Source organism: Pseudomonas sp. WS 5021, assembly GCF_012985535.1.
Taxonomy (GTDB): domain Bacteria; phylum Pseudomonadota; class Gammaproteobacteria; order Pseudomonadales; family Pseudomonadaceae; genus Aquipseudomonas.
Genome location: NZ_JAAQWP010000001.1, coordinates 1,231,070 through 1,258,064 on the forward strand (window position 1 = coordinate 1,231,070; position 26,995 = coordinate 1,258,064).

Annotated in this window: 25 protein-coding genes; 20 read left to right on the forward strand and 5 right to left on the reverse strand. The window is 53.2% G+C overall.

Annotated elements, in window-relative coordinates:
* The first annotated feature begins 92 nt into the window (after nt 1-92).
* The 17 genes from rpsA to HBO19_RS05815 all read left to right on the forward strand — a co-directional run bounded on the left by rpsA (nt 93) and on the right by HBO19_RS05815 (nt 20,077).
* Nucleotides 93-1,787, forward strand: coding sequence for a 30S ribosomal protein S1 (gene rpsA / locus HBO19_RS05735; protein ID WP_029298694.1), 1,695 nt, complete (start codon nt 93-95; stop codon nt 1,785-1,787).
* Between the two features lie 329 nt (nt 1,788-2,116).
* Complete coding sequence (gene ihfB, locus HBO19_RS05740) at nt 2,117-2,413, forward strand: integration host factor subunit beta (RefSeq protein WP_169952746.1); 297 nt, start codon at nt 2,117-2,119, stop codon at nt 2,411-2,413.
* Nucleotides 2,414-2,438: 25 nt separating this feature from the next.
* Nucleotides 2,439-2,672 (forward strand): lipopolysaccharide assembly protein LapA domain-containing protein, encoded by a 234-nt coding sequence (locus HBO19_RS05745; protein WP_170057038.1) that lies wholly within the window; start codon nt 2,439-2,441, stop codon nt 2,670-2,672.
* Nucleotides 2,673-3,039: 367 nt separating this feature from the next.
* Complete coding sequence (locus tag HBO19_RS05750) at nt 3,040-4,392, forward strand: Wzz/FepE/Etk N-terminal domain-containing protein (protein ID WP_170042781.1); 1,353 nt, start codon at nt 3,040-3,042, stop codon at nt 4,390-4,392.
* Between the two features lie 479 nt (nt 4,393-4,871).
* Entirely contained in the window at nt 4,872-5,765 is an 894-nt protein-coding gene (gene rfbA, locus HBO19_RS05755) for a glucose-1-phosphate thymidylyltransferase RfbA (protein WP_170057039.1), read from the forward strand.
* Complete coding sequence (gene rfbC, locus HBO19_RS05760) at nt 5,762-6,328, forward strand: dTDP-4-dehydrorhamnose 3,5-epimerase (RefSeq protein WP_170042783.1); 567 nt, start codon at nt 5,762-5,764, stop codon at nt 6,326-6,328. The genes rfbA and rfbC overlap by 4 nt, the downstream gene beginning before the upstream one ends.
* Complete coding sequence (locus tag HBO19_RS05765) at nt 6,325-6,729, forward strand: FdtA/QdtA family cupin domain-containing protein (RefSeq protein WP_170042784.1); 405 nt, start codon at nt 6,325-6,327, stop codon at nt 6,727-6,729. The genes rfbC and HBO19_RS05765 overlap by 4 nt, the downstream gene beginning before the upstream one ends.
* A gap of 107 nt (nt 6,730-6,836) precedes the next feature.
* Nucleotides 6,837-7,964: a DegT/DnrJ/EryC1/StrS family aminotransferase gene (locus tag HBO19_RS05770; RefSeq protein ID WP_170057040.1), complete on the forward strand. Its 1,128-nt coding sequence runs from the start codon at nt 6,837-6,839 to the stop codon at nt 7,962-7,964.
* On the forward strand, nt 7,961-9,238 hold the full coding sequence (locus HBO19_RS05775) for an O-antigen translocase (RefSeq protein ID WP_170057041.1): 1,278 nt from the start codon (nt 7,961-7,963) through the stop codon (nt 9,236-9,238). The genes HBO19_RS05770 and HBO19_RS05775 overlap by 4 nt, the downstream gene beginning before the upstream one ends.
* Nucleotides 9,235-10,662, forward strand: coding sequence for a group 1 glycosyl transferase (locus HBO19_RS05780; protein WP_170057042.1), 1,428 nt, complete (start codon nt 9,235-9,237; stop codon nt 10,660-10,662). Before HBO19_RS05775 ends, HBO19_RS05780 begins: the two co-directional genes overlap by 4 nt.
* An 84-nt stretch (nt 10,663-10,746) precedes the next feature.
* A complete protein-coding gene (locus HBO19_RS05785) occupies nt 10,747-11,850 on the forward strand; it encodes a hypothetical protein (RefSeq protein ID WP_170057043.1) in 1,104 nt (367 codons plus the stop codon).
* Nucleotide 11,851: 1 nt separating this feature from the next.
* Nucleotides 11,852-12,757, forward strand: a complete 906-nt coding sequence (locus tag HBO19_RS05790) for a glycosyltransferase family 2 protein (protein ID WP_170042789.1) — start codon at nt 11,852-11,854, stop codon at nt 12,755-12,757.
* Between the two features lie 65 nt (nt 12,758-12,822).
* Nucleotides 12,823-13,734: a glycosyltransferase gene (locus tag HBO19_RS05795; protein ID WP_170042790.1), complete on the forward strand. Its 912-nt coding sequence runs from the start codon at nt 12,823-12,825 to the stop codon at nt 13,732-13,734.
* A complete protein-coding gene (locus HBO19_RS05800) occupies nt 13,731-14,699 on the forward strand; it encodes an SDR family oxidoreductase (RefSeq protein ID WP_170042791.1) in 969 nt (322 codons plus the stop codon). The genes HBO19_RS05795 and HBO19_RS05800 overlap by 4 nt, the downstream gene beginning before the upstream one ends.
* Nucleotides 14,696-15,706: a glycosyltransferase family 4 protein gene (locus HBO19_RS05805; RefSeq protein WP_170057044.1), complete on the forward strand. Its 1,011-nt coding sequence runs from the start codon at nt 14,696-14,698 to the stop codon at nt 15,704-15,706. Before HBO19_RS05800 ends, HBO19_RS05805 begins: the two co-directional genes overlap by 4 nt.
* Before the next feature lie 86 nt (nt 15,707-15,792).
* The gene (locus HBO19_RS05810) at nt 15,793-17,850 is read left to right on the forward strand and encodes an acyltransferase family protein (RefSeq protein WP_170057045.1); all 2,058 of its coding nucleotides are present in this window, start codon (nt 15,793-15,795) and stop codon (nt 17,848-17,850) included.
* Between the two features lie 232 nt (nt 17,851-18,082).
* Nucleotides 18,083-20,077 carry a nucleoside-diphosphate sugar epimerase/dehydratase gene (locus HBO19_RS05815; RefSeq protein WP_169952718.1) on the forward strand — a complete coding sequence of 665 codons (1,995 nt, stop codon included), beginning with the start codon at nt 18,083-18,085 and terminating at the stop codon, nt 20,075-20,077.
* Between the two features lie 65 nt (nt 20,078-20,142).
* Here HBO19_RS05815 and HBO19_RS05820 read toward each other — a convergent pair whose 3' ends face one another.
* Nucleotides 20,143-20,883, reverse strand: a complete 741-nt coding sequence (locus HBO19_RS05820; protein ID WP_170042794.1) for an N-acetyltransferase — start codon at nt 20,881-20,883, stop codon at nt 20,143-20,145.
* Nucleotides 20,884-20,936: 53 nt separating this feature from the next.
* The gene (locus tag HBO19_RS05825) at nt 20,937-21,797 is read right to left on the reverse strand and encodes a 3-hydroxyacyl-CoA dehydrogenase NAD-binding domain-containing protein (protein WP_170042795.1); all 861 of its coding nucleotides are present in this window, start codon (nt 21,795-21,797) and stop codon (nt 20,937-20,939) included.
* Nucleotides 21,798-22,103: 306 nt separating this feature from the next.
* Between HBO19_RS05825 and HBO19_RS05830 the strand changes: the two genes are divergently transcribed.
* Nucleotides 22,104-22,439 (forward strand): helix-hairpin-helix domain-containing protein, encoded by a 336-nt coding sequence (locus HBO19_RS05830; RefSeq protein WP_170042796.1) that lies wholly within the window; start codon nt 22,104-22,106, stop codon nt 22,437-22,439.
* A gap of 17 nt (nt 22,440-22,456) precedes the next feature.
* Here HBO19_RS05830 and HBO19_RS05835 read toward each other — a convergent pair whose 3' ends face one another.
* The 3 genes from HBO19_RS05835 to eat all read right to left on the reverse strand — a co-directional run bounded on the left by HBO19_RS05835 (nt 22,457) and on the right by eat (nt 24,825).
* Nucleotides 22,457-23,047, reverse strand: a complete 591-nt coding sequence (locus tag HBO19_RS05835) for a TetR/AcrR family transcriptional regulator (protein WP_169952712.1) — start codon at nt 23,045-23,047, stop codon at nt 22,457-22,459.
* A 134-nt stretch (nt 23,048-23,181) separates the two neighbouring features.
* Entirely contained in the window at nt 23,182-23,349 is a 168-nt protein-coding gene (locus tag HBO19_RS05840; RefSeq protein ID WP_003172675.1) for a DUF2897 family protein, read from the reverse strand.
* Between the two features lie 111 nt (nt 23,350-23,460).
* The gene (gene eat, locus HBO19_RS05845; RefSeq protein WP_170057046.1) at nt 23,461-24,825 is read right to left on the reverse strand and encodes an ethanolamine permease; all 1,365 of its coding nucleotides are present in this window, start codon (nt 24,823-24,825) and stop codon (nt 23,461-23,463) included.
* Between the two features lie 377 nt (nt 24,826-25,202).
* Here eat and kdpF point away from each other — a divergent pair, with 377 nt between their 5' ends.
* Together kdpF and kdpA are read left to right on the forward strand one after the other, a co-directional pair.
* Nucleotides 25,203-25,292 carry a K(+)-transporting ATPase subunit F gene (gene kdpF, locus HBO19_RS05850; protein ID WP_032863112.1) on the forward strand — a complete coding sequence of 30 codons (90 nt, stop codon included), beginning with the start codon at nt 25,203-25,205 and terminating at the stop codon, nt 25,290-25,292.
* Between the two features lie 8 nt (nt 25,293-25,300).
* A complete protein-coding gene (kdpA, locus tag HBO19_RS05855) occupies nt 25,301-26,995 on the forward strand; it encodes a potassium-transporting ATPase subunit KdpA (RefSeq protein WP_170057047.1) in 1,695 nt (564 codons plus the stop codon).

Consider the following 26,995-nt stretch of genomic DNA (forward strand, 5'->3'; position numbering starts at 1 on the left):
GACCTGCGCTTCTTCTCTTATATGAACGTAACCCACACCGTCTGGGGTGTGGCAGATGGGCGTATTCTTCGCCCTTATCAACAGGAATTAAAATGAGCGAAAGCTTTGCGGAACTCTTTGAAGAAAGCCTAAAAACCCTGAACCTTCAGGCTGGCTCCATCATCACCGGTGTTATCGTTGATATCGATTACCAAGCTCGCTGGGTAACCGTTCACGCTGGTCTGAAGTCTGAAGCACTCATCCCGCTTGAGCAGTTCTACAACGACGCTGGCGACCTGACTATCAATGTCGGTGACGAAGTTCACGTTGCTCTGGACTCGGTTGAAGACGGCTTCGGTGAAACCAAGCTCTCCCGTGAAAAAGCCAAGCGCGCTGAATGCTGGATTGTTCTGGAAGCAGCCTTCGCAGCTGAAGAAGTGGTCAAGGGCGTTATCAACGGTAAGGTTAAAGGCGGCTTCACTGTCGACGTTAACGGCATCCGTGCGTTCCTGCCAGGTTCTTTGGTCGACGTTCGTCCAGTGCGCGACACTACGCACCTGGAAGGCAAAGAGCTCGAATTCAAGGTCATCAAGCTCGACCAGAAGCGCAACAACGTTGTCGTTTCCCGTCGCAGCGTCCTGGAAGCAGAGAACTCCGCCGAGCGTGAAGCTCTGCTGGAATCCCTGCAGGAAGGCCAACAAGTCAAAGGTATCGTCAAGAACCTCACCGATTACGGCGCATTCGTCGATCTGGGTGGCGTCGATGGCCTGCTGCACATTACCGACATGGCTTGGAAGCGTATCAAGCATCCTTCCGAAATCGTCAACGTTGGCGACGAGATCGATGTCAAGGTTCTGAAATACGATCGCGAGCGCAACCGTGTTTCCCTGGGCCTGAAGCAACTGGGTGAAGATCCATGGGTTGCTATCAAAGCCCGTTACCCAGAAAGCACTCGCGTTACCGCGCGTGTTACCAACCTGACCGACTATGGCTGCTTCGCAGAGCTGGAAGAAGGCGTGGAAGGCCTGGTACACGTTTCCGAAATGGACTGGACCAACAAGAACATCCACCCTTCGAAAGTCGTACAAGTCGGCGACGAAGTGGAAGTTATGGTTCTGGACATCGACGAAGAGCGTCGTCGTATCTCCCTGGGCATCAAGCAGTGCAAATCTAACCCATGGGAAGATTTCTCTGGCCAGTTCAACAAGGGCGATAAAATCTCCGGCACCATCAAGTCGATCACCGATTTCGGTATCTTCATTGGTCTGGACGGCGGCATCGACGGCCTGGTTCACCTGTCCGACATCTCCTGGAACGAAGTTGGCGAAGAAGCTGTTCGTCGTTTCAAGAAGGGCGACGAGCTGGACACCGTTATCCTGTCGGTTGACCCAGAGCGCGAGCGCATCTCCCTGGGTATCAAGCAACTGGAAAGCGATCCGTTCTCCGAGTACGTTCAAGAGAACGACAAGGGTGCAATCGTTAAAGGCATCGTGAAGGAAGTTGACGCTAAAGGCGCCATCATCACTTTGGGTGACGATATCGAAGCGACTCTGAAAGCCTCCGAAATCAGCCGTGATCGCGTTGAAGATGCGCGTAACGTTCTGAAAGAAGGCCAGGAAGTAGAAGCCAAGATCATCAGCGTTGACCGCAAGAGCCGCGTGATCCAACTCTCCATCAAGTCCAAGGACGAGATCGAAGAGAAAGAAGCAATCCAGAGCCTGCGCGACAAGCCAGCAACCTCTGACATTGCTTCGGGTCCGACCACTCTGGGCGACCTGTTGCGTGCACAAATGGAAAAACAGAACTAAGTTCTGTTAGACCATAGAAAAAGGGCGGCCTCGGTCGCCCTTTTTTGTGCCTGGGATTTGGTTTTTGCAGTAGGACAGAGCGGCTGATGTAGTGTGATCGTCCCTGGGGCTGTCTGCGGGAGGTGATCTTGTTATCCAGTCACTTCCAGCGCTTTTTCCGGGAAGCGTCTCCTGCGCTTTCCTGGGCTCGTCCCGCTCTTATCCTTGGTCTGGTGAGTGTCGCCAGAATTTGCGCAAGATAAGTCAAGCCACAGGCTGTTCAAATTCATCTGGTCATGCTAAAACCTTCGGAGCGCTTTTCCTAGCTGCTTGAAAAAGAAGGGAAAAATATGACGAAGTCGGAGTTGATCGAACGAATTGTCACCCATCAAGGGCTGCTCTCATCCAAGGATGTGGAGTTGGCCATCAAGACCATGCTTGAGCAAATGTCCCAGTGCCTGGCCACTGGTGATCGAATCGAGATCCGCGGCTTTGGTAGCTTCTCGCTGCACTACCGCGCCCCGCGCGTGGGTCGCAACCCGAAAACCGGCCAATCCGTCAGCCTCGACGGCAAATTCGTGCCCCATTTCAAGCCGGGCAAGGAATTACGGGATCGAGTGAACGAAGACGAAGACGAAAGCGTCTGAGTTTTTTTGGGGATAGGAGAAGTTTATGCGCGGTGTAAAGCGCGTCGCCCTGGTACTGATTGTGCTGATCGCTGCCTTGGCGATCCTGGCATTCGTACTGGAAAACCAGCAAGACGTCACCCTGGCGTTTTTGGGGTGGTCTACACCACAACTGCCGGTCTCGGTGTTTGTGACGTTGGCGTTGATTGTCGGGATGTCGGTGGGGCCGTTCTTGAGTCTGCTGATGCGGCGCAAGAGGCACCCTAAACCCGTGTTGTAGGGGCAATCTGACAGCGTAGACCGTTTGTCGCCTGTATTGCGGGTTCAAGCTATGCAGTGGGGCTTGGCTACTACGACTGGAGTGCATTAACGCTTCTCTGTCCTCAGGAAATAGCGGCTTTAGGGCTCCTCTGACGTGTTTTCCCTGATAACTCTGCAATAAATAGGAATTGCCTTACAGTCATGTCAAGTCTTGCAATGTTATCGCGAGATGGCAAAATGCAACCTGTTCTCGATTCCAGTCATTTTGTGTGTCCAGGGCCTGGCAGCGACGCTGGGCTTTTTGGCCGACCCTTATAAATACAAAAAAACCACAAGATCGTCTGCATAACGAGCCCGCAGTTTCTCTTTGAAGGCAGGTTTTTGTTGTGAGTAGTAGCTTCCGCGCGCCCCCGATTCCTTCGTCCGGCGAGATTGATCTCGTTGTGCTTTTTCAGGCTATCTGGAAGCAGAAAAAGTTAGTTATGGCCGCTACCGTAGGTGCCGGGCTGATTGCTGCTATCTATGCGTTCCTCACGCCTCCTCAGTACGAAGTCAGCAGTGTGCTGCGCCCGGCCGCAATCAATGAGCTGGATGCTTTGAATCGCTCAGAGATTTATACACTTCCTCCTGGTGATGCCCTGGTCAGAGTGGGCGCATCTCTGGAGTCCTACGATACCCGCTTGGGTTTTTTCCGTTCAAACCAGAAGCTGTTCAAGGCCTTTGAGCAGCCTGGCAGGACCTTGGAGCAGAGTTTCGAAGAGTTCAACCGCAACTCTATCGAACTCAGTCTGCCCGACCCCAAAAAAGCCAACTCCCTCAGTGCCTATATCAAGCTTGAGATGAGTTATCCGAAAGGCGTGGATGGCGTCGCCATACTCAATGGCTTCATCGATTACGCGATTGCAACGGAGCGTGAGCAGATTGCGGCGGATCTGGACGTCATCGTAAAAAACCGGTTGAACGAGCTCAAGGGCAAGATTGATGCCGCCCGTTCCAGCTACGAGGTTGATAAAGAGGCGCGGATAGCATCGCTGCGAGAAACGGACAGCCTGCGGCGTGCGCAGTTGCAGGATGAACTCAAGGCGTTGCGAGCGCAGCTGAAGACTGGGCGCACTGACCGAGTGGCGCAGTTGAACGAGGCCATCGGAATCGCCAAGTCCCTGGGAATCAGAAAACCCAGCACGCCTTCCGCTCTGGGTGAGTCAGACCGTAATGGCTCATCAAGTGTGATGCGTACCGAAATAAACAATCAGCAAATTCCTCTGTACTTCATGGGCGTCGAGGCGCTCGAGGCTGAACGCACTGCGTTGATGCAGCGTAAGTCCGATGATTTTACTGAGGGTCGTATCGCGCAGATTGCCAGGGAGCTTCAATTGCTCCAGTCAAACCGCGAGATTGAAGTGCTGAATCGTCGTGAAAACGAGGATCTATTCCTGGCCGGTGTTCAGCCGGTGCGCGCCGAAGTGGCTCGATTGCGTAACTTAAGCATTGATATGAGCCGGCTGAAGCTGGTCACTATCGATAAGCAGGCGCTGGAACCTTTGCGCCCGGTCAAGCCTCAGAAGGCCTTGATTATCCTGCTTGGCCTGGTCTTGGGTGGCTTTGTCGGGGCCTTCATTGCGGTAGTTCGTCATCTCGTCAAAACCCGCCAGCCTCAGCCCCAGTCGGTAATGTTGTCCGTGCAACCGGGCTCACCGACCATGGTGGGTAGCGATACAGGTTTGAACAGGCCGCAATAGGTATCAGCGCAATCTGCACTGTGCTCCCCGGCCAGTGCGAGATTTGATTTCATTTGGAAACTAGCTCGCAACTTGTTGTCTATAGCGCACCGGTTAAGGGTTTCTCGGCTTCAGGTCTTGTGTGAGGCCTGGAGCCGGCCGGTGTGACTGGCGTTTGTGGCTCGGTCTTCCTGCTTGTCGGGTTATTTCATGTAAAAAAACGGCGGCGACCTGCGGCGGATGGCTCATAATCACGCAAGTCGATCTACCTGGCCTGGGCGGTTATTTACCGGCGTAGACAGTTGTCTGCGTTGCGCAGGAGGCTGGAGCAGGTGAGGGCTCTGCCCAGAAAAGAATAAATTTTCATATTGGCGATTTCGGATTGCCGGCCGCAGGCATTGAAATTGTGGCTCAATACCGAGAAGCTACGCGCTATTTTTCACCCGTCAACCTGCGTGTTGGCCTGGTGTAATGCAGATATTTAAGGAAGTTCTAAAGATATGACGGACATCAAACGCAAAGGCATCATCCTCGCTGGCGGCTCCGGGACGCGCTTGCACCCGCTGACCCTGGGTGTATCCAAGCAAATGTTGCCTATTTTCGACAAGCCGATGATTTTTTATCCGTTGTCGGTGTTGATGCTGGCTGGCATGCGCGAAATCTTGATCATCTCTACCCCTGAAGATCTGCCTTGCTTTAAAAAGCTCCTGGGAGACGGCAGCCAGTACGGCATCCAGCTCAGCTATGCAGAGCAACCCAGTCCGGACGGTTTGGCCCAGGCCTTCCTGATTGGCGAGGAGTTTATTGGTGACGATCCTTGCTGCCTGATCCTTGGCGACAATATTTTCTACGGTCAGCACTTTTCCGATAACTTGCGCTCCGCCATGTCCCAGACATCAGGTGCGACAGTCTTTGGTTATCACGTATCAGATCCTGAGCGTTTTGGTGTTGTTGAGTTCGATGCCACTGGTCGAGCATTGAGCATCGAAGAAAAACCGGCGAAACCGAAGTCCAACTACGCAGTTACAGGCTTGTACTTCTACGACAATCGAGTGGTGGACATTGCCAAGAGCATCAAGCCGTCGCCGCGTGGTGAGCTTGAAATCACTGACGTCAACCGCGCCTATCTGGATGACAAGTCATTAACCGTCGAGATGCTGGGCCGTGGTTTTGCCTGGTTGGACACAGGTACTCATGAGTCGCTCCTGGAAGCGAGTCATTTCGTCCATACCATTGAGCACCGCCAGGGGTTGAAAGTCGCCTGCCTTGAAGAAATTGCATTCCATAAAGGTTGGATCACCCCAGAGCAACTGGGTGCTCAGGCGGAAAAACTGAAAAAGACAGGCTATGGCCAGTACTTGCAGAAACTTCTGGAAGAGGCCTCAAAGGCATGAAACTGATTCAGACTGCTATTCCTGACGTTGTAATCATTGAGCCAAAAATTTTTGGCGATGATCGCGGCTGGTTTATGGAAAGCTTTAACGAAGAGCGGTTTCATACAGCACTTAAAGAGCTTGAGTTGCCTATTCCGCGAGCATTTGTCCAGGACAATCATTCCTGCTCGGCAAAGGGCGTTCTAAGGGGGCTGCACTTCCAGCGCGCACCGCATGCCCAAGGCAAGCTGGTGCGTGTGGTACGCGGTGCCGCTTTTGATGTGGCAGTGGATATTCGGCCTGAGTCCAGCACTTACCTGCAATGGGTCGGCGTGGAGCTAAACACCCAAAACAACTTGATGCTATGGATTCCTGAGGGTTTTGCCCACGGTTTTGTTGCTTTGGAAGATGACACGCACTTTTTGTATAAAACGACAGATTATTACGATAAAGACTCTGAAGGGGCGCTGCACTGGAGTGACGCAAGGCTTGGGATAAATTGGCCTGCTACCGGCGGCTTTAACGTTAGTGATAAAGATGACAAGGCTCCGACATCCGATAGCCTCTCGGAGAAGCAAGCATGAGTTTGATCAAATTTCTGGACATCACCTCCAAAGGTGATGAGCGGGGCCAACTGGTTGCGCTGGAGTATGAAAATGATATTCCGTTTGAAATTAAACGTGTTTATTACCTCACTGAAACAAAAGAGGGTGTTCCAAGAGGGTTTCACGCGCACAAGGAACTGATGCAGGTAGCGGTGTGCGTGTCTGGGCGCTGCCTGATGAAACTTGATGACGGCGTGAACAAAGAGGAGGTTTGGCTGGATGCTCCTGACAAGGCTATTGTGATCGACCGTATGATCTGGCGAGAAATGCATCACTTCAGTCCAGACTGCGTACTGCTGGTGTTGGCAAGTGCCGTTTATGACGAGCGTGACTATATAAGGGATTATTCGGTGTTCAAGGGCTTGGCTCATCAATCCTGAAATATAGAGAAAACGCCGATTTTCTGTTGAGAACGACCGGCTAATTAATAAGATAGTTGAAGCGGACCCTGTCTCTGGCTCTGTCAAAGTAAACGAGTGCTTGGTAAATGATAAAGTTTCTTGATTTGAAGGCTGTAAATGACCTTTGTCGCGATGAGTTGGTAGCCGCCTGCACGCGTGTGGTTGATTCCGGTTGGTACATCGGTGGGAAAGAGCTCCAAACATTCGAGCATGAGTTTGCCCAATATTGCGGTGCTCAGCACTGTATTGGCGTTGCCAACGGACTGGACGCTCTGGTATTGGTCATTCGTGCTTGGAAAGAGCTGGGCCGCCTCAATGACGGAGATGAGGTTCTCGTTCCCTCCAATACCTACATCGCCAGTATCCTGGCCATTTCGGAAAACGGATTGGTTCCTGTATTGGTTGAGCCTGATCCGAAGACTTTTAATATTTGCCCGGAGAATGCAAAAGCTGCGATCACACCAAAAACCAGGATGATTCTACCGGTTCACCTTTATGGCAGATTGGCTGATATGCCAAGAATCATGGACCTAGCTCGTACCCATGACTTACTGGTTCTGGAAGACTCGGCGCAAGCGCATGGCGCGATGGTCGATGGGAAGAAGGCCGGTAGCTGGGGGCACGCTTCCGGATTCAGCTTCTATCCTGGAAAAAATCTCGGTGCATTGGGTGATGCCGGAGCTGTTACGACCAACGATGAAGTCTTAGCCAAGACTGTTCGTGCGCTGGGGAACTATGGTTCCCATGAAAAATATAAAAACGTCTATCGCGGCGTGAATAGCCGGCTTGATGAAATGCAGGCCGCATGTTTGTCAGTAAAGTTAAAGCACTTGGACAAGCAAACCACTTATCGTCGCGAGATCGCTGAACTATATAGCACATCGATCACCAACCCTGCGATCACGTTACCCGTAGATGCTGTATTCAAAGCATCAACTAACGAATGCCATGTATGGCATGTCTACACCGTACTCTGTGCTCAGCGGGATAGTCTTCAAGCCCACCTTTTGGCCAAAGGCATCCAGACGCTTATCCATTATCCGATCCCGCCTCATCTCCAGCAGGCGTATGCTGAACTGAAGGGTCAAGAGCTCCCGGTGTCGACACAGATACATGAGCAGATTCTGAGCTTGCCATTAGGGCCTACGCTGTCTGTAGAGGAGGCCCGCGTTGTAATAGAAGCCTGCAATAGCTTTAGACCGGATGCTGTATGAATCTTGTTCGGACCAGCCTGTTAAATGGCATTGCAGTTGCCATTAAAATGCTTACCTTGCTGGGTCTTAATAAAGTGCTGGCGATCTATGTCGGGCCTGCAGGATATGCCGCGATAGGGCAGTTTCAGAATGCGTTGCAGGTAATCACGATATTTACGGGTGGCGCGATTACCAATGGCGTAGTCAAATACACTGCGGAATATCATGAGCAGCCTGAGCAGCAGATAAAGTTATGGCGAACGGCAGGGTTTGTAGCGATTCTGGGAAGTCTGGTCGTTGCATTACTTGTCGCTTTATTTAATAAAGAGCTTGCCTCGCTATTTCTGAAGGATACCGCCCTGGGCGGTGTTTTTCTTTGGTTTTCCGCGGTCGTTGTATTTTTCTCGTTGAACATATTGTTGTTAGCGATATTGAACGGTCGAAAGGAAATCGTACTATATATCGTGGCTAACATCGCTGGTAGTTTCTTGTCATTTGGTGTGACGTTTTACTTGGCAACCAGTTTTGGTCTGTATGGAGCGCTGGTAGCGCTGGTAGTTTATCAATCTATCAGTTTTGTCGTAACATTATTGTTATGCCTGCGAACGCATTGGTTTAAGCTTTCCTTCCTGTTCGGGCGCCCGGATAAGCAGATTGCGAAAAAGTTATTCGCTTTTTTCTTGATGGCAGTTGTTTCTGCTGCATGTGCGCCGTTGGCCCAGATGCTGGTCAGGAATCATATAGGAACAGTTTACGGGTGGGAGATGGCTGGCTATTGGGAGGCTATGTGGCGTTTGAGCGCGGCGTATCTTCTATTGGTTACGACAACATTGAGCGTCTATTACCTACCCAAGCTTTCTGAGTTAAAAACGGCAACTGAAGTAAAAACAGAAATTCTACAGGGTTATAAACTGATTTTCCCTGTTGCCCTGTTAGCAGCCGCTGCAATGTACGTGCTTCGGGACTTTGTCGTAGCTTTGCTCTTTACCGCCGATTTCTACCCGGTCAGGATGTTTTTTGCCGGGCAAGTGGTGGGCGATTGCCTCAAAATATTTAGCTGGATAATGGCGTATGTCATGCTCAGTCGGGCTATGGTCAAGGTCTTTATCACTACTGAAATCATATTTTGTGTTTCCTTGTATTTACTGACCATGGCGTTCACGCAATGGTGGGGGGTCGAAGCTGCTACTTGGGCTTATGCGGTAAATTATGCGGTTTACAGTCTGGTTATGTATGTTTTTGTGTATCTAAGGCTTGATGATTATTTTCATAAGAAGCTGGAACATCACGCTTGAAAAAACTACTTAAGGATTTTGAAATTGCCATTTGCGAGACGGCTGACCTGAATCAGGCGCTCGCACTGGCGTGTGCCTACGGCAACCTTCTCTGGTTTGCGGATGTAGGGATTCACGATGCGCCGCTTATCGAAGCGGACCTCATTGAGCGCTGTCTTTCGATGGCGGATACAGGTTCTGTGGCGGCGCTAAATGAGTGTGGGGAGGTTTTGCATGTTGTGAGCGAGCCCTTCATGACCGGTGGGCATACGAGGTTGATGGAAAAGCTTGCCTCCATGCATGCCGAACCTGCCGATCTGTTGATCTCACGCCAGGCTGCACCAGATGCCAAGGCCCAGGTTTGTAGATTTTTTGATAAAACCAGAGTCGTTAGTGCTTCGTGTCCTGTCGATGCGCTGGCGGAGATGGTTGGTCTATTGTCGGGCTATAAAAAGGCCGTCCTGCATATCCATCCTGACGATATCCTGGTAGTCATCGCGTGTGGAGTAGCAAAACGCCTTTCCGGGCTTGAAGTGTTTTTTGTCAATCATGCGGACCACGTTTTCTCCTATGGGAGTTCGGTCGCGGACTATTACTTTGAGCTCAGCGGCCACGGCCGCCGTTTTGATTTAACGAAGTGTATTCAGGGGCGTAAGAGCTTCCTGGGTATCCCGCTGAACATGCCACGTGCGCAGATGGCTGGTGATTTCAAACCAACCACGCAGGCTGCGTTGCTTTTCATTTCTGCAGGCTCAGATATCAAGTACAAGCCCCGCAAAGGCTTTAGTATTTTCAAGTTAGTAGCACGTATTCTTGATGATTACCCCGCTTCCACATTCATGGTTATTGGTAGTAACGTTAAAAAAGCGTTCTGGTGGTGGCCATTAAAACTTCGATATGGCTCCAGGCTGAGTATCAGGGCACACCTTGATTTTCAGGAGTACAGTAAGTTGGTCGCTAAGGCGGACTTTTACGTTGATAGCCACCCTCTGCCAGGCGGGACTGCTTTCGCAGAGCAATTCGTCAAAGGGCAGCGGTGTGTCGGGCTGATCTCCCCGGTCCAGGGCTACTCCCCGGCGGACAGGCTCAAGCGAGCCGATATCAACGCTGTTATGGAATCTATAGCAGACTACAGATTCGACAAGGAAACTTTTTTTGCTATTGAGAAAGTTAATGCGTACGACTCGGTAAAGGAGCGCTATCTGAAGTGCCTGTACGATGGGCAGCTTTGCGCGAACCCACTGGATTCAGACGGTAATTGGGCAGGAGATACTGCTTTTTTTGAGGAGCAAAAAGGCTCTTTAAACGTGGATATCGCCTTGGATACTTTTTTATTGCTGTCCAGACTTGAGCGGAAACTGGCATGCCGCTTGTTCGCTGCGCTATCTATGGGGAAAAAATTAAAGCTGTTGGCGAAGATGATCTTGGCGAGGAAGTTTCGATGAATATTTTTTTCGTTGATCGAGCGTGGGTTTTCAATGACTAGTCGGATTGTAAGTTGGCTTTTGTTCTTTTATTGTCTGTCAACCGTGCTGGTGCCGATCTTTGTATTGAATAAATTGTTTTTCATACCGCTTTTTTTGATGGCGGTTTATGTTTTGTTGACTCGGCCACTGAGAACGATTGCGCCGATTATTGTGGTTTCGATTTTTTTATATGGTTTTCTTCTCGGGTTGGTAGGTGACACAGACACCGATTTTTCCCGGCAAATGCTATTGGGCGCGGTGTCGCTTTTTCTGATCTATTCCATCGCTGAATTCAGGGTGGATATGGGGTCAATTGTCAAATCTGTAGGTGCTATCTTCGCGCTTATTATGTGTATGTTTTCTTTTATATTGATGGTCGAGCCAGGGTCATTTCTGGCGGTGACACTGCTCGATTTTTATAATGCTAACGAGCTTGGATATTACGGTCTACGTAATTTTGGCGGGTTGGATATGTTTATGCTACATCATCGTTCTTCGCCGTTTCTATTACTACCGCTGTCGCTATTTTTTCTTGACTTTCTGCAAGTTAAACGTTTTTGGTCATTGTTTTTCGTGGCTGTTATTTTAACGGCTATTATCTGGTCCGCCTCTAGGGGGTTGATCGTAATGGCCGCGGTTTCCATGTTGGTGCTGTATTTCTACAACAAGAATTGGTCTGCACGACTGTTGATGCTGTGTGTCCTGGTGCCGGTAATTATACTGGGCGTGGGCTACTTGTTGACAGAAACCAGTATGTTTAGCTCGGATGAGCAGTCAAATAACATAAAAATTGGTCATATTATATCATTTTTGAATTTGGCGAATTGGAAGATGCTGATGTTCGGTAATGGTTTGGGGTCATACTATTATACCGAAGGATATGGTGAACTGGCTGCTCAAACTGAAATTACCTGGATGGACTCTGTTAGATATGTCGGGCTTCCGTTGTCGCTATTGTTGTTTGGTATATTGCTTTTTCCTAATCGAAAGTACGTCGCGAGTGTGCAAGTTTCTTCCAGTCGCTTAATAATATTCATGTACCTGTTGATGTCATTAAGCAATCCCGTTCTTTTCAATTCCTTCGGCTTCTTAGTGATATTGTGGTACTGGTCTGTCGTGATAAAAAATCAAGAACCTTCGGCGTTGCATGCCGAGGTCAGGAGGTAAGTTGAATACTGTTGCAGCAATAGTCGTCGGTTATAATCCCGATATTAAGATACTTGATGAGCTGCTGACTTCCCTGGCAGCTCAGGTTGAGTTTCTGGTGTTGGTCGATAACGGCGGGAGCGAATCGTTTCTGGCGCAGGAGCCTGAAGTGCGTGCGCGGGTCAGCTATGTCTCGCTCAATGGCAACCAGGGGTTGGGCACCGCGCTCAATACTGGCTTTGCCATGGCGATTGAAGCGGGTATGCAATACGTCGTGACGTTCGACCAGGACAGTCATGCTGAACCCGATCTGATTGCGCGGTTGTATCAGGCGATGATGAGCGCCAAGGCAAAGGATGCCAGTTGTATTGCTGTTAGCCCGGCGTTTTTTGACCGTCGTGATGGAAAGAAAATCAATTTCCCTTTTTACAGTTCAATCGACGGCGCAATCAAGCCGGTTTTCAGCTCTGATGATGAGCACGGCTTGGTAAAAGCGGATGCGCTCATTACCTCAGGGATGTTCATCAGCACTCGGGCGTGGATCGAAGGTATTCGCTATGACGAAGGTATGTTCGTCGACTTTACGGATACGGAGTGGTGCTTTCGGGTCCGTGACCAGGGCTATACGTTGTATGGTTGCCTGAATGTGGAAATGGGCCATGCATTGTCTGATGCTCCTCCCGTCAAGATTTTTGGCTTGAGTTTTTTTAGATACTCCCCCGTGCGCCGTTATTTTTTCTTTCGTAATACCGTCGCTGTTTGCCGTATGCGCCATACGCCGACCTGTTGGAAAAAACGTCTGCTGTCTGCATTGGTACTGCGTTTTTTCGTTAATCTGCTGATTGACGACAATAAGCTCAAATCGCTGAGAATGATGATTCGCGGCGTAAGCCATGGCTGGCAGAAAAAGTTGGGCGGGGTGCGTTGAATGCTATTTTCAGGACGTAATTTTTCAAGGATTGTTTTTGGATCAAGTACTAAGGGTGGATTCTGATGCAGCCACGTATTCTGGTTCTGCTCGCTGCCTACAACGGTATGCGTTGGATGGCCGAACAAGTTGACTCGATCTTGGGGCAAGTGGGCGTATCCGTCTCGATTCTGATCAGTGTGGACAGCTCCAACGACGGTACCGAAGAATGGGTCGATCAACTGTGCCAGAGAGACTCAAGGGTCAAATCCCTGGCCCACGGTGAAAAATTTGGTGGTGCGGCACGAAACTTTTTCCGCCTGGTCAATGAAGCACCCACTGAAGACTTTGATTATTTTTCATTCGCCGACCAGGACGATATCTGGCTGCCAGACAAACTTGTCAGCGCCACGCAGCACATGAACGATACAGGGGCTGACGGCTACTCCGGCAATGTAACGGCATTCTGGCCTGATGGTCGCGAGTCGACCATTGTCAAATCGCAGCCTCAGGTTGCGTACGATCATTTGTTCGAGGCAGCCGGCCCTGGGTGCACTTACGTCTTTTCCCAGCGTCTGTTTGTTGAGCTTCAACAGCATATCAACAGTCGTTTTGTACAAGTGCAGGGTGTGACGCTGCATGATTGGTATTGTTATGCCTATAGCCGTTCACACGGATTCAAGTGGGTGATCGATAGCCGGCCTTATATGCGCTATCGCCAGCATGGTGGTAACCAGGTCGGGGTGAATAGCGGCTCAAAGGCGTTCAAGAAACGCCTTTCCCAAGTGCTAGATGGTTGGTGGCTGAATCAGGCTGCACTGATCGCCGGCATGGTCGGTATGGCTGACGAACCTTTTGTCCGGCGCTGGATCGGGCTGGGGCGCCTGGACCTGCTGCGCTTGGCGACCAGTGCCGCGAAGTGCCGCAGGCGCCCACGGGATAAGTTGGTATTCGCTGGTTTGTGTCTGGTGTTGGCGGTTTTGAGGCAAAAGAAATGAAAACCCAGTTATTGGTCACCGGCAGCAGCGGTTTTGTCGGCCGTCATCTGATTCAACAATTGCAGGGGAGCACTGATTATCAGGTGCGTGCCCTTGTCCGTCGTTTGCCGGATGCTTCTGCTTCTGATGTCGAGTACGTCGTACTTGCCGATTTCTCGGCTGTGTCACCAGAGCACCCAGCTTTGCAGGGCGTAGATGTTGTTGTTCATCTCGCTTCACGCGTTCACGTCATGAACGACACCGAAACGGATCCTCTTGCGGCGTTTCGGCGGGTCAATGTCGGGCATACCCTTGCGTTGGCACGTAGCGCAGCGTCCGCAGGAGCCAGGCGCTTTGTGTTCGTCAGTTCGGTGAAAGTCAACGGCGAGCAAACCGCCCCGGGCCGACCTTTTCGCGAAACAGACCCCTCGGCGCCCGTTGATCCTTATGGTGTTTCCAAGATGGAGGCGGAGGAGGCGTTGAAAGCTCTTGCGCTTGAGACCGGGCTTGAAGTGGTGATAATCCGACCGGTACTTGTGTATGGACCGGGAGTCAAAGCCAACTTTGAAAGCATGATGAAATGGCTCGTGAAGCGCGTTCCTCTGCCATTTGGTGCCATACGCAACCAAAGAAGCCTCGTTGCGCTGGACAATCTCGTGAGCCTGATCTTGACCTGTACGACTCACCCGGCTGCGTCCAATGAGACCTTCTTGGCGAGCGACGGGGATGACGTGTCGACTAGTGCGCTGCTACGTAAACTTGCAAAAGCCCTGGGCGCCCCAGCCAGGTTGATACCGGTTCCACAGTGGGTACTGGTCTGGGGGGCGACTTTGTTAGGCAAAAAAGCGCTGTCCCAACGTCTTTGCGGCTCGCTGCAAGTCGATGTCACCAAGGCGCGCCAGGTGTTGGGTTGGCAGCCGCCACTTACACTCGAGCAAGGTCTTGCTGTTACTGCGCAACACTATGTCAGCGAGCGAACTGAATGAAGTACTGGTACATCTTTCCCATTGTCGCCTTGGTTTCCCTGGCGCTAACGGCGCTCTTGCGTCAATACGCGTTGCGCCGCAGCATCATTGATATTCCCAATGCCCGCAGTTCGCACACGGTCCCCACCCCTCGCGGTGGGGGAGTGGCGATTGTACTGACGTTTGCCTTTGCACTCGTGTGGCTGGCGGGTGCCCAGTTGATAACGGTTGCTGAGAGTGCTGCTCTGCTAGGTGCAGGGTTGTTGATCGCAATCATCGGCTTTATGGACGATCATGGTCATATCGCCGCTCGTTGGCGCTTGTTGGGGCATTTTGCCGCCGCGATCTGGATGTTGTCCTGGATGCAGGGACTACCGGCAATTTCAGCTTTTGGCGTTACGTTCGATCTTGGTTGGGTAGGCCATGTCCTGGCCGTGTTTTACCTGGTCTGGATGCTGAATCTCTACAACTTCATGGACGGTATTGACGGTCTTGCCAGTCTGCAGGCTATCTGTGCCTGTCTTGCGCTGACGCTGATTTACTTTTTGAGCGGGCAGCCGTCGATGATGTGGGCACCCTTGTTGTTGAGTGTGTCTGTGGCTGGCTTCCTGTATTGGAATTTCCCGCCGGCCCGTATTTTCATGGGCGACGCAGGTAGTGGGTTTCTGGGGATCATTCTGGGAGGTCTTTCTGTTCAGGCTGCCTGGGCCGGCAGTGAGTTTTTCTTCGCTTGGCTGATCATGCTGGGTGTCTTTATCGTGGATGCGACCTTTACTCTCATCCGACGGCTTGCCCGGGGCGATAAAGTCTATGAGGCCCATCGCAGCCATGCCTACCAATTTGCCAGCCGCCAATATGGCCGCCATCTGCCCGTCACACTTGCGGTTGCCTTTATCAATGTAGTTTGGCTGTTGCCGTTGGCATTGGCGGTGGCGCTTTTTGGGCTGGATGCAGGGGTGGGGACAGTTATTGCGTATCTTCCCCTAGTATTCCTGGCTATCAAATATAGTGCAGGGCAGAGAGAGTAGCGCCGCTGGCGTGAAGTGGGGCAAGTGAATCAATGCGGCATTTACAGTGGTTATCTCGGGAGTTCGGTTAGATGGGTGGCAGGGCAATGATCCAAGGACACAATGAGGAAGTGAAAAAAACCGACTCATTGGCATCCCATTTGAGCTACCGGCCCGATATAGATGGGTTACGTGCATTCGCGATCATTTCAGTTGTTTTGTATCACGCCTTTCCGGCCTATATGCGTGGCGGATTTATTGGTGTCGACATTTTTTTCGTTATCTCCGGTTATTTGATTTCAAGCATTATCTTTAAAGGCCTTGATGCGGGTAACTTTAGTTTTCTTGATTTTTACAAGCGCCGGGTCAATCGTATTTTTCCTGCGCTGATCATCGTTCTGCTCGCCTGTTACGCGGTAGGTTGGTTTGCGCTAATGGCGGCGGAGTTCAAGTTCCTGGGCAAGCATGTCCTGGGTGGAATCGGGTTTATACAAAACCTGGTCCTGTATAAAGAATCAGGCTATTTCGATACATCCTCAGAACTGAAAATCCTGCTTCACCTCTGGTCATTGGGCGTCGAGGAGCAGTTTTATATTCTGTTTCCCCTGGCTGGCTGGGTGCTTTGGCGGCGGCGAGCCCTAGTACTACCGCTCTTGATAGGCATGGCGGTGATTTCATTCGGCGCTGGCCTTTACAAACTGTCGGTGAATCCATCCGCAGCGTTCTACATGCCGCAATATAGGTTCTGGGAAATCCTGTCGGGTAGTTTGCTCGCGTACTTTTCGGTGTTCGGCAAGTCGGCGTCGGTAGCCGCGAAAGTTTCATTGCGCATTAATAATCTTCTCTCTGTATTGGGACTGGCCTTTTTGTTCGCCTCGGTTGTCCTGATTGATAAATACAAGGCGTTTCCCGGCTTTTGGGCGTTGATGCCGGTCTGCGGCGCCGTGATGATGATCCTCGCAGGTCCACAGGCGTGGTTGAACAACCGGCTCCTTGCCAGTAAGCCTTTGGTCTGGATTGGACTGATCAGCTACCCGCTCTACCTGTGGCATTGGCCTGTCATTACCTTCATCCGGATCATAGGAGGGGATGAATTAAATCTTCTTTCCGGCATGTTTGCGGTAGGCGTTAGTGTTTTGCTGGCTTATGTGACTTACAGGTTCCTCGAGTTACCGCTGCGGAAGATCAACCCAAAATTTCCCAAGGCTCCGGTGCTACTTGCCATTGGTGGGGCACTTGCCATACTCGGAGGCGCTACTTTTGTAAAAAACGGCTTTGCTGACCGTTTTGGGTTGCCATCCTCGCTCAAGGAGCGGGAAGGTTATGCTCAATATTTTGACAATTCCTTACCCGGCTGGGCATATTCCACCACCCACGGAATGTTTGAAAAATACAGGTTCGAATGCGACTTCTTTGACGCCGACAGTTATCGAGCGGGCAATTCGACGATGACGCCACGCCAACAGATTGATGCGAGCTGCTATACCCCTGTCAGCAATACTAAAGTAATGATCTGGGGAGACTCCCATGCCCAACAGTTTTCCTATGGCCTGAGGCAAGCATTGCCTGGAGATATTTCGCTTCTTCAGGTGGCCAGTTCGGGGTGTGAGGCAAATCTGCCTGGGCGCGCTACAGGTGGACGCGCGTATTGCGATCGATCAAACGAGTTTGCAGTGGAAGTAATGCGCAAGGAAAAGCCGGATGTGTTGGTTATCGCGCAACTTGAGGGGCATGATTCGGTCAATAACCTCAAAGAGCTTGCACACGTTGCAACAGAGTCCGGAGTCAAAAAAGTCATAGTCGTTGGGCCAGTGCCGCGCTTTGATCAAAACCTTTATCAACTGGTCGTCAGGAAGTATTGGTCCCAAACTCCACGGCGAATATCCAGCAATCTTCTGTCTGTAACACTTGAGACTGATAGGCTGTTGACGCAGCGATACGCGGATGGTGCCGGCGGCTTCGAATATCTTTCAGCGATCAATGTGTTTTGTGATCAGGACGGTTGTCTCACCTACTTGGGAGATGATCGGAAAACCGGATTGGTAACGTTCGACTATGGTCATTTGACATCCATGGCGTCGGTGTTTTTCTCCGAAAAAGCCTTGGGGCCGTTGATTCTCAAAGAACTGATTGAAACGGGATACAACTCTCGCCCGTCCAACTAGTCAGGTTCTTTGGGCAAAGTATGGGCAGTCGGAATCTTCCGGCTGCCAAGGCGCAGATGGTCAAGCAGGCAGAAGCTTGGGTTGTTTAGCCTGTATGATTTGTTGGCGTGAGCCTCTGATGAGGCGTGAAAGCCTCTGCAACGCGCTTGTCTTTACCCATCAGAGCCGCTGGTGGAAGCCACCAGTCGAACGTTTTTTCAATTGTATGCAGTAAGGGGTAGTCGGGAACAACATGGATAAATTACGGGCATATTTGCTGAGCCTTCCTCGCAGACGCAAACGCATCCTCCAGGTCATTGCCGACATCGTGCTGGTCTGGCTCGCCCTCTGGATGGCATTTGTGGTTCGTCTGGGGATCGACGAGTTGGTCAACCCCGTCGTGTTGCATTCATGGCTGTTCATCAGCGCGCCAATCGTCTCGATCCCGCTGTTTATTCGTTTTGGCATGTACCGCGCCGTGATGCGGTACTTCGGTAACGATGCGCTTATCGCGATTATCAAGGCGGTCAGCCTGTCGGCGTTGATCTTGGGGGTTGTAGTCTATTGGTACAGCAACCACGAGAACGTCGTACCACGCTCTATCGTGTTCAACTACTGGTGGCTCAGCCTGATCATGATTGGTGGTTTGCGCCTGGCCATGCGCCAGTACTTTCTGGGGGATTGGTTTGCAGCAGCCCAGCATGTGCCGTTTACCAGTCGCGATGATGGCCTGACCAAGGTTGCGATCTACGGCGCAGGTGCTGCCGGCAATCAACTGGTGGCTGCGCTTCGCATGGGGCGGGTCATGCGTCCGGTGGCGTTTATCGATGACGACAGCAGTATTTCCGATCGCGTCATCTCCGGCCTCCAAGTGTTCAAGCCCAAGCACATTCAACAGATGATCGACACCACGGGGGCCCAGGAAATCCTGTTGGCCATTCCGTCGTCCAATCGTGCGCGGCGGCGCGAGATTCTCGGCCTGTTGGAAGGGTTCCCGCTGCACGTACGGAGTGTGCCGGGTTTCATGGATCTTGCCAGCGGCCGGGTGAAGGTCGATGACATTCAGGAGGTAGACATTGCCGACTTGCTCGGGCGTGATGCCGTGCCTGCCCAGGGCGATTTGCTGGAGCATTGCATCAAAGGTCAGAGCGTGCTCGTCACGGGGGCGGGCGGTTCGATTGGTTCGGAGCTTTGCCGCCAGATCCTGGCATTGCGTCCTACTACCTTGTTGCTGTTCGAGCACAGTGAATTCAACCTTTACAGCATTCTGTCCGAGCTTGAGCAGCGCATCACTCGTGAGTCGCTGCCTGTTCGCTTGCTACCGATCCTAGGCTCGGTACGCAACCAGGCAAAATTGCTCGACGTGATGAAGACCTGGCATGTTGATACGGTCTACCACGCGGCAGCCTACAAACATGTACCGATGGTTGAGCACAACATTGCCGAGGGTGTCCTTAACAATGTCATTGGTACATTGAATACCGCCCAGGCGGCGCTTCAGGCGGGGGTCTCCAACTTTGTGCTGATCTCCACGGACAAGGCTGTGCGCCCGACCAATGTCATGGGCAGTACCAAGCGTTTGGCCGAGTTGACGTTGCAGGCGTTGAGCCGTGAGTTGGCCCCGGTATTGTTTGGCGACAAGGCTAATGTTTCCCGCGTCAACAAGACCCGCTTCACCATGGTCCGCTTTGGCAATGTATTGGGCTCGTCTGGCTCGGTTATTCCGTTGTTTCACAAGCAGATCAAATCTGGTGGGCCGCTTACGGTCACTCACCCCAAGATCACGCGTTACTTCATGACTATTCCCGAAGCGGCCCAGTTGGTGATCCAGGCGGGCTCTATGGGGCAGGGCGGAGATGTGTTCGTGCTCGATATGGGCGAGCCGGTAAGAATCGTCGAGCTGGCAGAGAAGATGATTCACCTGTCCGGCCTGAGTGTTCGTTCGGATAAAAACCCACATGGTGACATCGCCATCGAGTTTACAGGGCTACGTCCCGGTGAAAAGCTCTACGAGGAGTTGCTGATTGGCGACAACGTCGTGGCCACCCAGCACCCGATGATCATGAGTGCCAACGAGGATCATCTGGATTGGGAGTTACTCAAAGGGAAGCTGACAGAGCTGCTCGCCGCGGTTGATGCGGACGACTACAGCCGGGTCCGTCAACTGCTACGCGATACGGTCAGTGGGTATGCTCCGGATGGCGAGATCGTGGACTGGATCTATCAGCAGCGTCGCCTGGAGCCTTGAGATGCGGCCTGGCTCACCAGTGAAACCTATGAAAGGATTTACTGATGAGCCAGCGTCAGCGGGGCTTACGAAAATTCCTTGATCCACTCAGCGACGGCTTTCTCTGGATATCCGCGGTGGAAATGTCGACGCCATGGATAGGCGTGATTCCCTGAACCATCCTTCAATTTGATCTTCTCTGTGCCGCAAATGAACTTTGCGGGCGAGCCGGCAACCACGGCATCTGGATTGACGTCTTTGTTCACGGAGCTGTGGGCACCTACCAGTGCGCCTTTTTTAACGGTGACACCGGGCAATATGACCGACATGGTAGCGATTACCGCGAAGTCTTCGATCGTTACACCGGCCATCACCTCACTCGGTGGATGAGGGTCGTTGGTCAGTACCACATAGGGGAAGATCCAGACGTAGTTGCCCACAGTCGAGTGTTGCCCAATGTGAACATTACTATGGCATTTGACATAGTCGCCAATCTCACAGTGGCCCTGGATATCGCCCAAAGTGCCAATCTGGAAACCGTCACCGGCTGTTGTCAGCTCTCTTATAGTGACTCGATGGCCTGTAACCAGGTTTTCACCAAAAGTCGAACCTTCATAGAATACGCTGTGCGAGCGGATTACGGCGCCGTTGCCAATGATCAGCGGGCGTCCATTTGCAAGCTTCGTCGGCAAGCCTATTTCACAGTACGCACCGATCTCGGTGTTATCACCGATAACGACATTTTTATGAATAATGCTGTAAGGGCCAATACTGACATTGTTCCCAATCTTTGCACCGTCATCTATAATCGCGGTTGCATGTATCATTAAAATCTCCCTTCTGACAATGCACTTGAAAAAACAAGTGCCTTGTTTGCGAATTAGTATTTGTAAAAGCCCTGGCCTGTTTTTCTACCGAGATGATTGGCTCTAACCATTTTTCTCAGCAGGGCATGGGCGCGATATTTTGGATCGCCTGTTTCATTGTGCAGAGTTTCCATGATCGAGAGATTCACATCATTGCCGATCAGGTCCGCAAGTGCCAACGGGCCTATTGGATGGTTGGCGCCATAGCGCATCGCCTTATCAATTTCTTCGGCTGTGGCGACGCCCTCCGCGAGAATACCAATGGCCTCGTTGATCATAGGGATCAACATCCGGTTTACGATAAATCCTGGAGCTTCGTTAACAATTACGGGTTCTTTTCCCAGACCTTTGGAGAAGTTGACCGCCCAATCCAATGTGGCACTTGAGGTAGCAAGCCCCGCGATAACTTCAGTCAGTTTCATGACCGGCGCCGGATTGAAAAAGTGCAGGCCTACCACGTTTTCAGGGAAAGCGCACAGCGACGCTAGGCCAGTGATGGAGAGCGAGGAGGTATTTGACGCGAGGATCATATCGGCCGACGATATGGTCGAAAGTTCTTTGAATATTGCTTGTTTGGCATCCATGTTCTCTGCAATAGCTTCAATGATCAGCTTCGAGTCAGACAGGGATGTGTAATGCTCAACAGTAACTATTTTTTCGCGATATTGGCGGGCAAGTGATTCTTCGAGTCTGCCTTTTTTAACTTGGCGACTCCATTGGCTTTCCAATTCAACTAGAGAGTCATTAACAGAAGCCAGGCTGCGCCCTTTCCAGAATACGGTCGAGATTTGATTCGACTGCGCGAGGATCTGTACTATTCCTTTACCCATAGTGCCTGTTCCAATTACCGCTACAGAGTACAGGTCTGTCGACATTCGCATTTCGTCCCGGCTCGCTTCTTTTCGAAAAATTCCATGATATCCAATTCACCTGGCAAGATGAAGCAATCAGTGCGTGCTCTGGCACAGCGCGTTTAGATAAACGTTGATATTTTCGGGCAGGTGTTGATTGTGCCTTGCCCGCTCGGCTCCTTGCCCCGAGGCCGCTTGAGGCGGTACGCGCTTATTTTCAGCTGCCATATGTTGTAACTCACCCATTTTTGACTATCCCCCCACATCACCTAAGTTTGAAAAGCAGCTTCGCAAAGCTGCTTTTCCCACTGATGTCATGGAGCGTCTCCAATGCGTAGATCGGTTTTTTCCTCCCTGTTTTTTGCCATTCTCACCAGCCTTTCCATCACGGCCATCGCCGCCCCATCGTCCAAACCCGAGGCGCCTGTACCGCTCGCGGCCCAGTTGAGTGCAAGCGAACAAGCAACCCCCAAGGTCAACCTCAATGCAGCAGACGCTGAAACCCTGCGCCGTGATCTGTTCGGCATTGGCGCCGCCAAGGCCAAGGCGATCATTGCTTATCGCGAGTCCAATGGATCGTTCACGGCGGTGGATGAGTTGCTGGAAGTGAAGGGAATTGGCAAGTCGCTGCTGGAGAAGAATCGCGACAGGCTGGAAGTTAAGTAATCAAGGCACGAGGCCGGTCATTGACCGGCCTTTTTTATGTCTGCAGAGGCTGTATTGACCCCGGTTTTCAGGCTTTCTCGCACCACGTCGAGAATGCGTGTCGCCAGTTCCGGGTTTTCGACGCTACGCGCCAGGACCAACGCGCCCACCAGTGTGGACATCATCACCAGGCTTTGCTCGTCTGCGTTGGGGTTGCCCAATGCGGTTTCGATTTGATTGAGACGGGCGCCGAGAACTGTATCGGTGGTGGGGCTCTGTTGCCCGCGCTGTCCCAGTTCCGAGGACATGGTGGGTAACGGACAGCCTTGGTCCGGGGAGGTGTGGTGCCACTCGGACAGGTAACTGTCGATGAAGGCTTCCAGCGGTCGTTCCTGGCTGAAGAGCATCGCACAATGTGCGTCCAGCTCGGCGGAGGCCGCTTGCAGGGCCTTTTCCACCAGTTCGTCCTTGGATTTGAAGTGGGCGTAGAACCCGCCATGGGTCAGGTTCAGGGCTTTCATCAGGGGTTGCAGACCGGTGGCGCCGATGCCATCGCGACGAAACCGGACCGACGCCTCTTTAATGATGCGCTGGTGGGTTTGAGCTTTGTGATTTTGCGAGTAGCGCATAAGAAGGCCCTCTGAAACATCAGGCCATATTAACCAAGGTTTGGCGGCGTTTCTCGGTGCGATTACAAATTTGCACTACTCTAAATCGATTCGCCTGGCGTGCTGCCAGTAGCGGTCAGCACGAGGCGTTTGTTTCAGCGATCCTGCGCATCCTTGGCGTCCGCCTGAGCATTGCGCTCGGCGACGCGTTTGCGTTGTTCGTCGGTCAGTTCCACTTTGTTGGCGCTGTCACGCAGCATCATCAAGCCACCGACGATCGAACCGATAGCGACCACCATGATCAACCAGGCATACCAGGGCATAGGGCTCTCCTTGAGGCCGACTGCCATGGGGAAAATTCCCCACGGCACTATCAGCTTTGAGTGACGGCATTCGTCAGTCGTTCCATTGTAGGCCCGTTCTGCCTCGCTGGTTTAGAGCCCGGTCAACATTGCATCTGCCGGTGCATCGGCGCGGTCTTGGGCGGTTAGTTGGAAGTAGATGAAACCTGCGGCCATGAACCCGAGGAAGATCAGGCCGATCAGGGTGTTGAACCACGCCATGGCCACCAGGCACACCAGCGCCAGGATCAGGGCGATGGCCGGCACGATAGGGTAGCCCGGCGCGCGGAAGGTGCGCTCCAGCAGCGGTTCGCTCTTACGCAGTTTGAACAGGCTGAGCATGCTCATGATGTACATGACGATGGCGCCGAACACGGCCATGGTGATCATCGCGGCGGTCAGGGTCATGCCGCCAAGGTTGATCAGGCCGTCGCTGTAGATTGCGGCGATGCCCACCACGCCGCCGGCGAGGATGGCCCGGTGGGGTGTCTGGAAGCGTGACAGTTTGGCCAGGGAGGAGGGCAGGTACCCGGCGCGGGCCAGGGCGAAGAACTGCCGCGAGTAGCCGAGGATGATGCCGTGGAAGCTGGCGACCAGGCCGAACAGGCCGATCCACACCAGCATATGCAGCCAGCCGGAACTGTCGCCCACCACGGTTTTCATCGCCTGGGGCAGGGGGTCGTTGATGTTCGACAGGGTGCGCCAGTCGCCCACGCCGCCGGCAAAGAACATCACGCCCATGGCCAGGAACACCAGGGTCAGGATGCCGCTGATGTAAGCCCTGGGAATCGTGCGTTTCGGGTCCTTGGCTTCTTCGGCGGCCATGGCGGCGCCTTCGATGGCGAGGAAGAACCAGATGGCAAAGGGGATCGCCGCGAACATCCCGGCAACGGCCGGTGCGCCAAAGGTGTCGGCGCCCGCCCAGCCGTTGAGGGCGAAGTTGCTGAAGCTGAACGCCGGGGCGACCACGCCCATAAACACCAGCAGTTCGGCCACGGCCAGCACGCACACCACCAATTCAAAGGTCGCAGCCAGTTTGACCCCGAGAATGTTCAAGCCCATGAACACGAAGTAGGCCCCGACCGCTGCGTGTTTCGGGTCGAGTGCCGGGAACTGCACATTCAGGTAGGCGCCGATGGCCAGGGCAATCGCCGGGGGCGCGAAGACGAATTCGATCAAGGTGGCCAGCCCGGCAATCAACCCACCTTTCTCGCCGAACGCTCGGCGGCTGTAGGCAAACGGCCCGCCTGCGTGGGGAATCGCGGTGGTCAGTTCGGTGAAGCTGAAGATAAAGCAGGTGTACATGGCGGCGACCATCAATGACGTCACCAAAAAGCCCATCGTCCCGGCCACGCCCCAGCCATAGCTCCAGCCGAAGTACTCGCCGGAGATCACCAGCCCGACGGCGATGCCCCACAGGTGCAAGGTGCCCAAGGTGGGCTTGAGTTGTGTGTTCATCGTGCTGCTCCCTGAACGGTTTGGAATGTTTCAGGACATTGCAGCGGCCATGCCAGCTTGGAAAAGGGCGTCGTAAAGGGCAGCAACTGTCGCCTGGGAGATAGTTTGTTGTTTGAGACTGTTATTTCGTGCACCAGGGTAGGGCGGTGGTGACTGCACTGGCGCTATCGCGGGCAAGCCCGCTCCCACATGGGCTCGGTGAACACGCTCAAGCGCAGGCGCCGGGCTTAGCCGCGATAGCCATCTCGCAGACCTAAGCCCAGCCCACTCTTTACGCCGTCTTTACGCCTCCACCACCCACTCGCCCTCGCTCCTTTACGCGCCTCCTGCGGACAATGCCCCATACGCGGCAGTGGCCGTTTGACGGAGAAACTTCCATGAGTGTTCTGGACGGGGTGTCACTGCTACTGGCCGTGGCGCTGTTCATTTATCTGCTGGTTGCGCTGTTGCGCGCGGACCGGGGTTAGGAGCGGCTATGCACAGTTATGACTATTGGCTGATCATCGCCTTCTTCGCCGTGGTGCTGGTTCCGGCGCCATTTCTGGGGCGGTTCTACTACAAGGTGATGGAAGGGCAGCGCACGTGGCTGACGCCGGTGTTCGGGCCGGTGGAGCGCGTGTGTTATCGCGTGGCCGGGGTTGATGCGCAACAAGAGCAAAGTTGGCAGAAGTACACCCTGGCCCTGCTGGCCTTTAACCTGGCGGGCTTTTTGTTGTTGTTTGCAATCCTGTTGTTCCAGGGTTACCTGCCGCTCAACCCGCAGCAATTGCCGGGTCAGGAGTGGACGCAGGCGTTCAACACCGCCGTCAGTTTCATGACCAACACCAACTGGCAGTCCTACAGCGGTGAAGCCAGCCTCAGCTACCTGAGCCAGATGGTGGGCCTGACCGTGCAGAATTTTGTCAGTGCGGCCACTGGCCTTGCGGTGCTTGTCGCCCTGTGTCGTGGGATCGGTCGCAAGTCTGCCAGCACCCTGGGCAATTTCTGGGTGGATATGACCCGCGCCACCCTCTATGGCCTGCTGCCATTGTGCCTGGTGCTGGCGTTGTTTCTGGTCTGGCAGGGCGTGCCTCAAACCTTCGCCCACTATGTCGACGCCCTGACGATGCAAGGCGTCGATCAGGTGATCCCGCTCGGTCCGGCCGCCAGTCAGATTGCGATCAAGCAACTGGGGACCAACGGCGGCGGCTTCTTCGGGGTCAACTCGGCGCATCCGTTTGAAGACCCAACCGCCTGGGCCAACCTGTTTGAACTGGCGGCGATCATCATGATCCCGGTGGCGTTGGTGTTCACCTTTGGCCACTACGTCAAGGACCTGCGCCAGAGCCGCGCGATCCTCGGCTGCATGTTGGCGCTGTTCCTGATCGGTGGCTCGGTGTCGTTGTGGTCTGAGTACCAGCCCAACCCGACCCTGAACAACCCGGCCGTCGAGCAGGCTGCGCCGCTGGAAGGCAAGGAATCGCGCTTCGGTACCACCGGCACCGTGTTGTGGTCGGTGACCACCACGGCGGCGTCCAACGGTTCGGTCAACGGCATGCAGGACAGCCTCAACCCCCTGAGCGGGATGGTCGCGCTGGTCAATATGATGGTCGGCGAAGTGATCTTCGGTGGCGTCGGTGCCGGTATGTACGGGATGTTGCTCAACGTGCTGATCGCGGTATTCCTCGCCGGCTTGATGATCGGCCGCACCCCGGAATACCTCGGCAAGAAACTTCAGGCCCGGGAAGTGCAGTTGCTGGTGGTGACGCTGCTGGTGATGCCTGTCGGCGTACTGGTACTCGGCGCGATTGCCGCCAGCGTGCCGGCCACCGCCGCGACCATCAGCAACCCCGGCCCCCACGGCTTCAGCCAGTTGCTTTATGCCTACACCTCGGCCAGTGCCAACAACGGTTCGGCCTTCGGTGGCCTGGGCGCCAACACCCCGTTTCACAACCTGATGCTGGGCCTGGGCATGTTGATCGGCCGCTTTGGCTACATCCTCCCGGTCCTGGCCCTGGCCGGCAGCCTGGCGATGAAGAAAAGCGCACCGATTGGCCAAAACAGCTTCCCGACCCACGGCCCGTTGTTCGTGACGCTGCTGACCGTGACCATTTTGCTGGTGGGCGGCCTGACGTTCCTGCCGACGCTGGCACTGGGCCCTATTGCTGAACACCTGAGCATGGGCTTCTAA

Bases quoted from the DNA above. Each gene is read 5' to 3' on its own strand.
- HBO19_RS05745 (WP_170057038.1), top strand. From the start codon at position 2,439: ATGCGCGGTGTAAAGCGCGTCGCCCTGGTACTGATTGTGCTGATCGCT.
- HBO19_RS05800 (WP_170042791.1), top strand. From the start codon at position 13,731: ATGAAAACCCAGTTATTGGTCACCGGCAGCAGCGGTTTTGTCGGCCGT.
- ihfB (WP_169952746.1), top strand. From the start codon at position 2,117: ATGACGAAGTCGGAGTTGATCGAACGAATTGTCACCCATCAAGGGCTG.
- HBO19_RS05825 (WP_170042795.1), bottom strand. From the start codon at position 21,797: ATGTCGACAGACCTGTACTCTGTAGCGGTAATTGGAACAGGCACTATG.
- rfbC (WP_170042783.1), top strand. From the start codon at position 5,762: ATGAAACTGATTCAGACTGCTATTCCTGACGTTGTAATCATTGAGCCA.
- rpsA (WP_029298694.1), top strand. From the start codon at position 93: ATGAGCGAAAGCTTTGCGGAACTCTTTGAAGAAAGCCTAAAAACCCTG.
- kdpF (WP_032863112.1), top strand. From the start codon at position 25,203: ATGAGTGTTCTGGACGGGGTGTCACTGCTACTGGCCGTGGCGCTGTTC.
- kdpA (WP_170057047.1), top strand. From the start codon at position 25,301: ATGCACAGTTATGACTATTGGCTGATCATCGCCTTCTTCGCCGTGGTG.
- HBO19_RS05830 (WP_170042796.1), top strand. From the start codon at position 22,104: ATGCGTAGATCGGTTTTTTCCTCCCTGTTTTTTGCCATTCTCACCAGC.
- eat (WP_170057046.1), bottom strand. From the start codon at position 24,825: ATGAACACACAACTCAAGCCCACCTTGGGCACCTTGCACCTGTGGGGC.
- HBO19_RS05770 (WP_170057040.1), top strand. From the start codon at position 6,837: ATGATAAAGTTTCTTGATTTGAAGGCTGTAAATGACCTTTGTCGCGAT.
- rfbA (WP_170057039.1), top strand. From the start codon at position 4,872: ATGACGGACATCAAACGCAAAGGCATCATCCTCGCTGGCGGCTCCGGG.
- HBO19_RS05765 (WP_170042784.1), top strand. From the start codon at position 6,325: ATGAGTTTGATCAAATTTCTGGACATCACCTCCAAAGGTGATGAGCGG.
- HBO19_RS05815 (WP_169952718.1), top strand. From the start codon at position 18,083: ATGGATAAATTACGGGCATATTTGCTGAGCCTTCCTCGCAGACGCAAA.
- HBO19_RS05805 (WP_170057044.1), top strand. From the start codon at position 14,696: ATGAAGTACTGGTACATCTTTCCCATTGTCGCCTTGGTTTCCCTGGCG.
- HBO19_RS05810 (WP_170057045.1), top strand. From the start codon at position 15,793: ATGATCCAAGGACACAATGAGGAAGTGAAAAAAACCGACTCATTGGCA.
- HBO19_RS05795 (WP_170042790.1), top strand. From the start codon at position 12,823: ATGCAGCCACGTATTCTGGTTCTGCTCGCTGCCTACAACGGTATGCGT.
- HBO19_RS05775 (WP_170057041.1), top strand. From the start codon at position 7,961: ATGAATCTTGTTCGGACCAGCCTGTTAAATGGCATTGCAGTTGCCATT.
- HBO19_RS05835 (WP_169952712.1), bottom strand. From the start codon at position 23,047: ATGCGCTACTCGCAAAATCACAAAGCTCAAACCCACCAGCGCATCATT.
- HBO19_RS05840 (WP_003172675.1), bottom strand. From the start codon at position 23,349: ATGCCCTGGTATGCCTGGTTGATCATGGTGGTCGCTATCGGTTCGATC.
- HBO19_RS05820 (WP_170042794.1), bottom strand. From the start codon at position 20,883: ATGATACATGCAACCGCGATTATAGATGACGGTGCAAAGATTGGGAAC.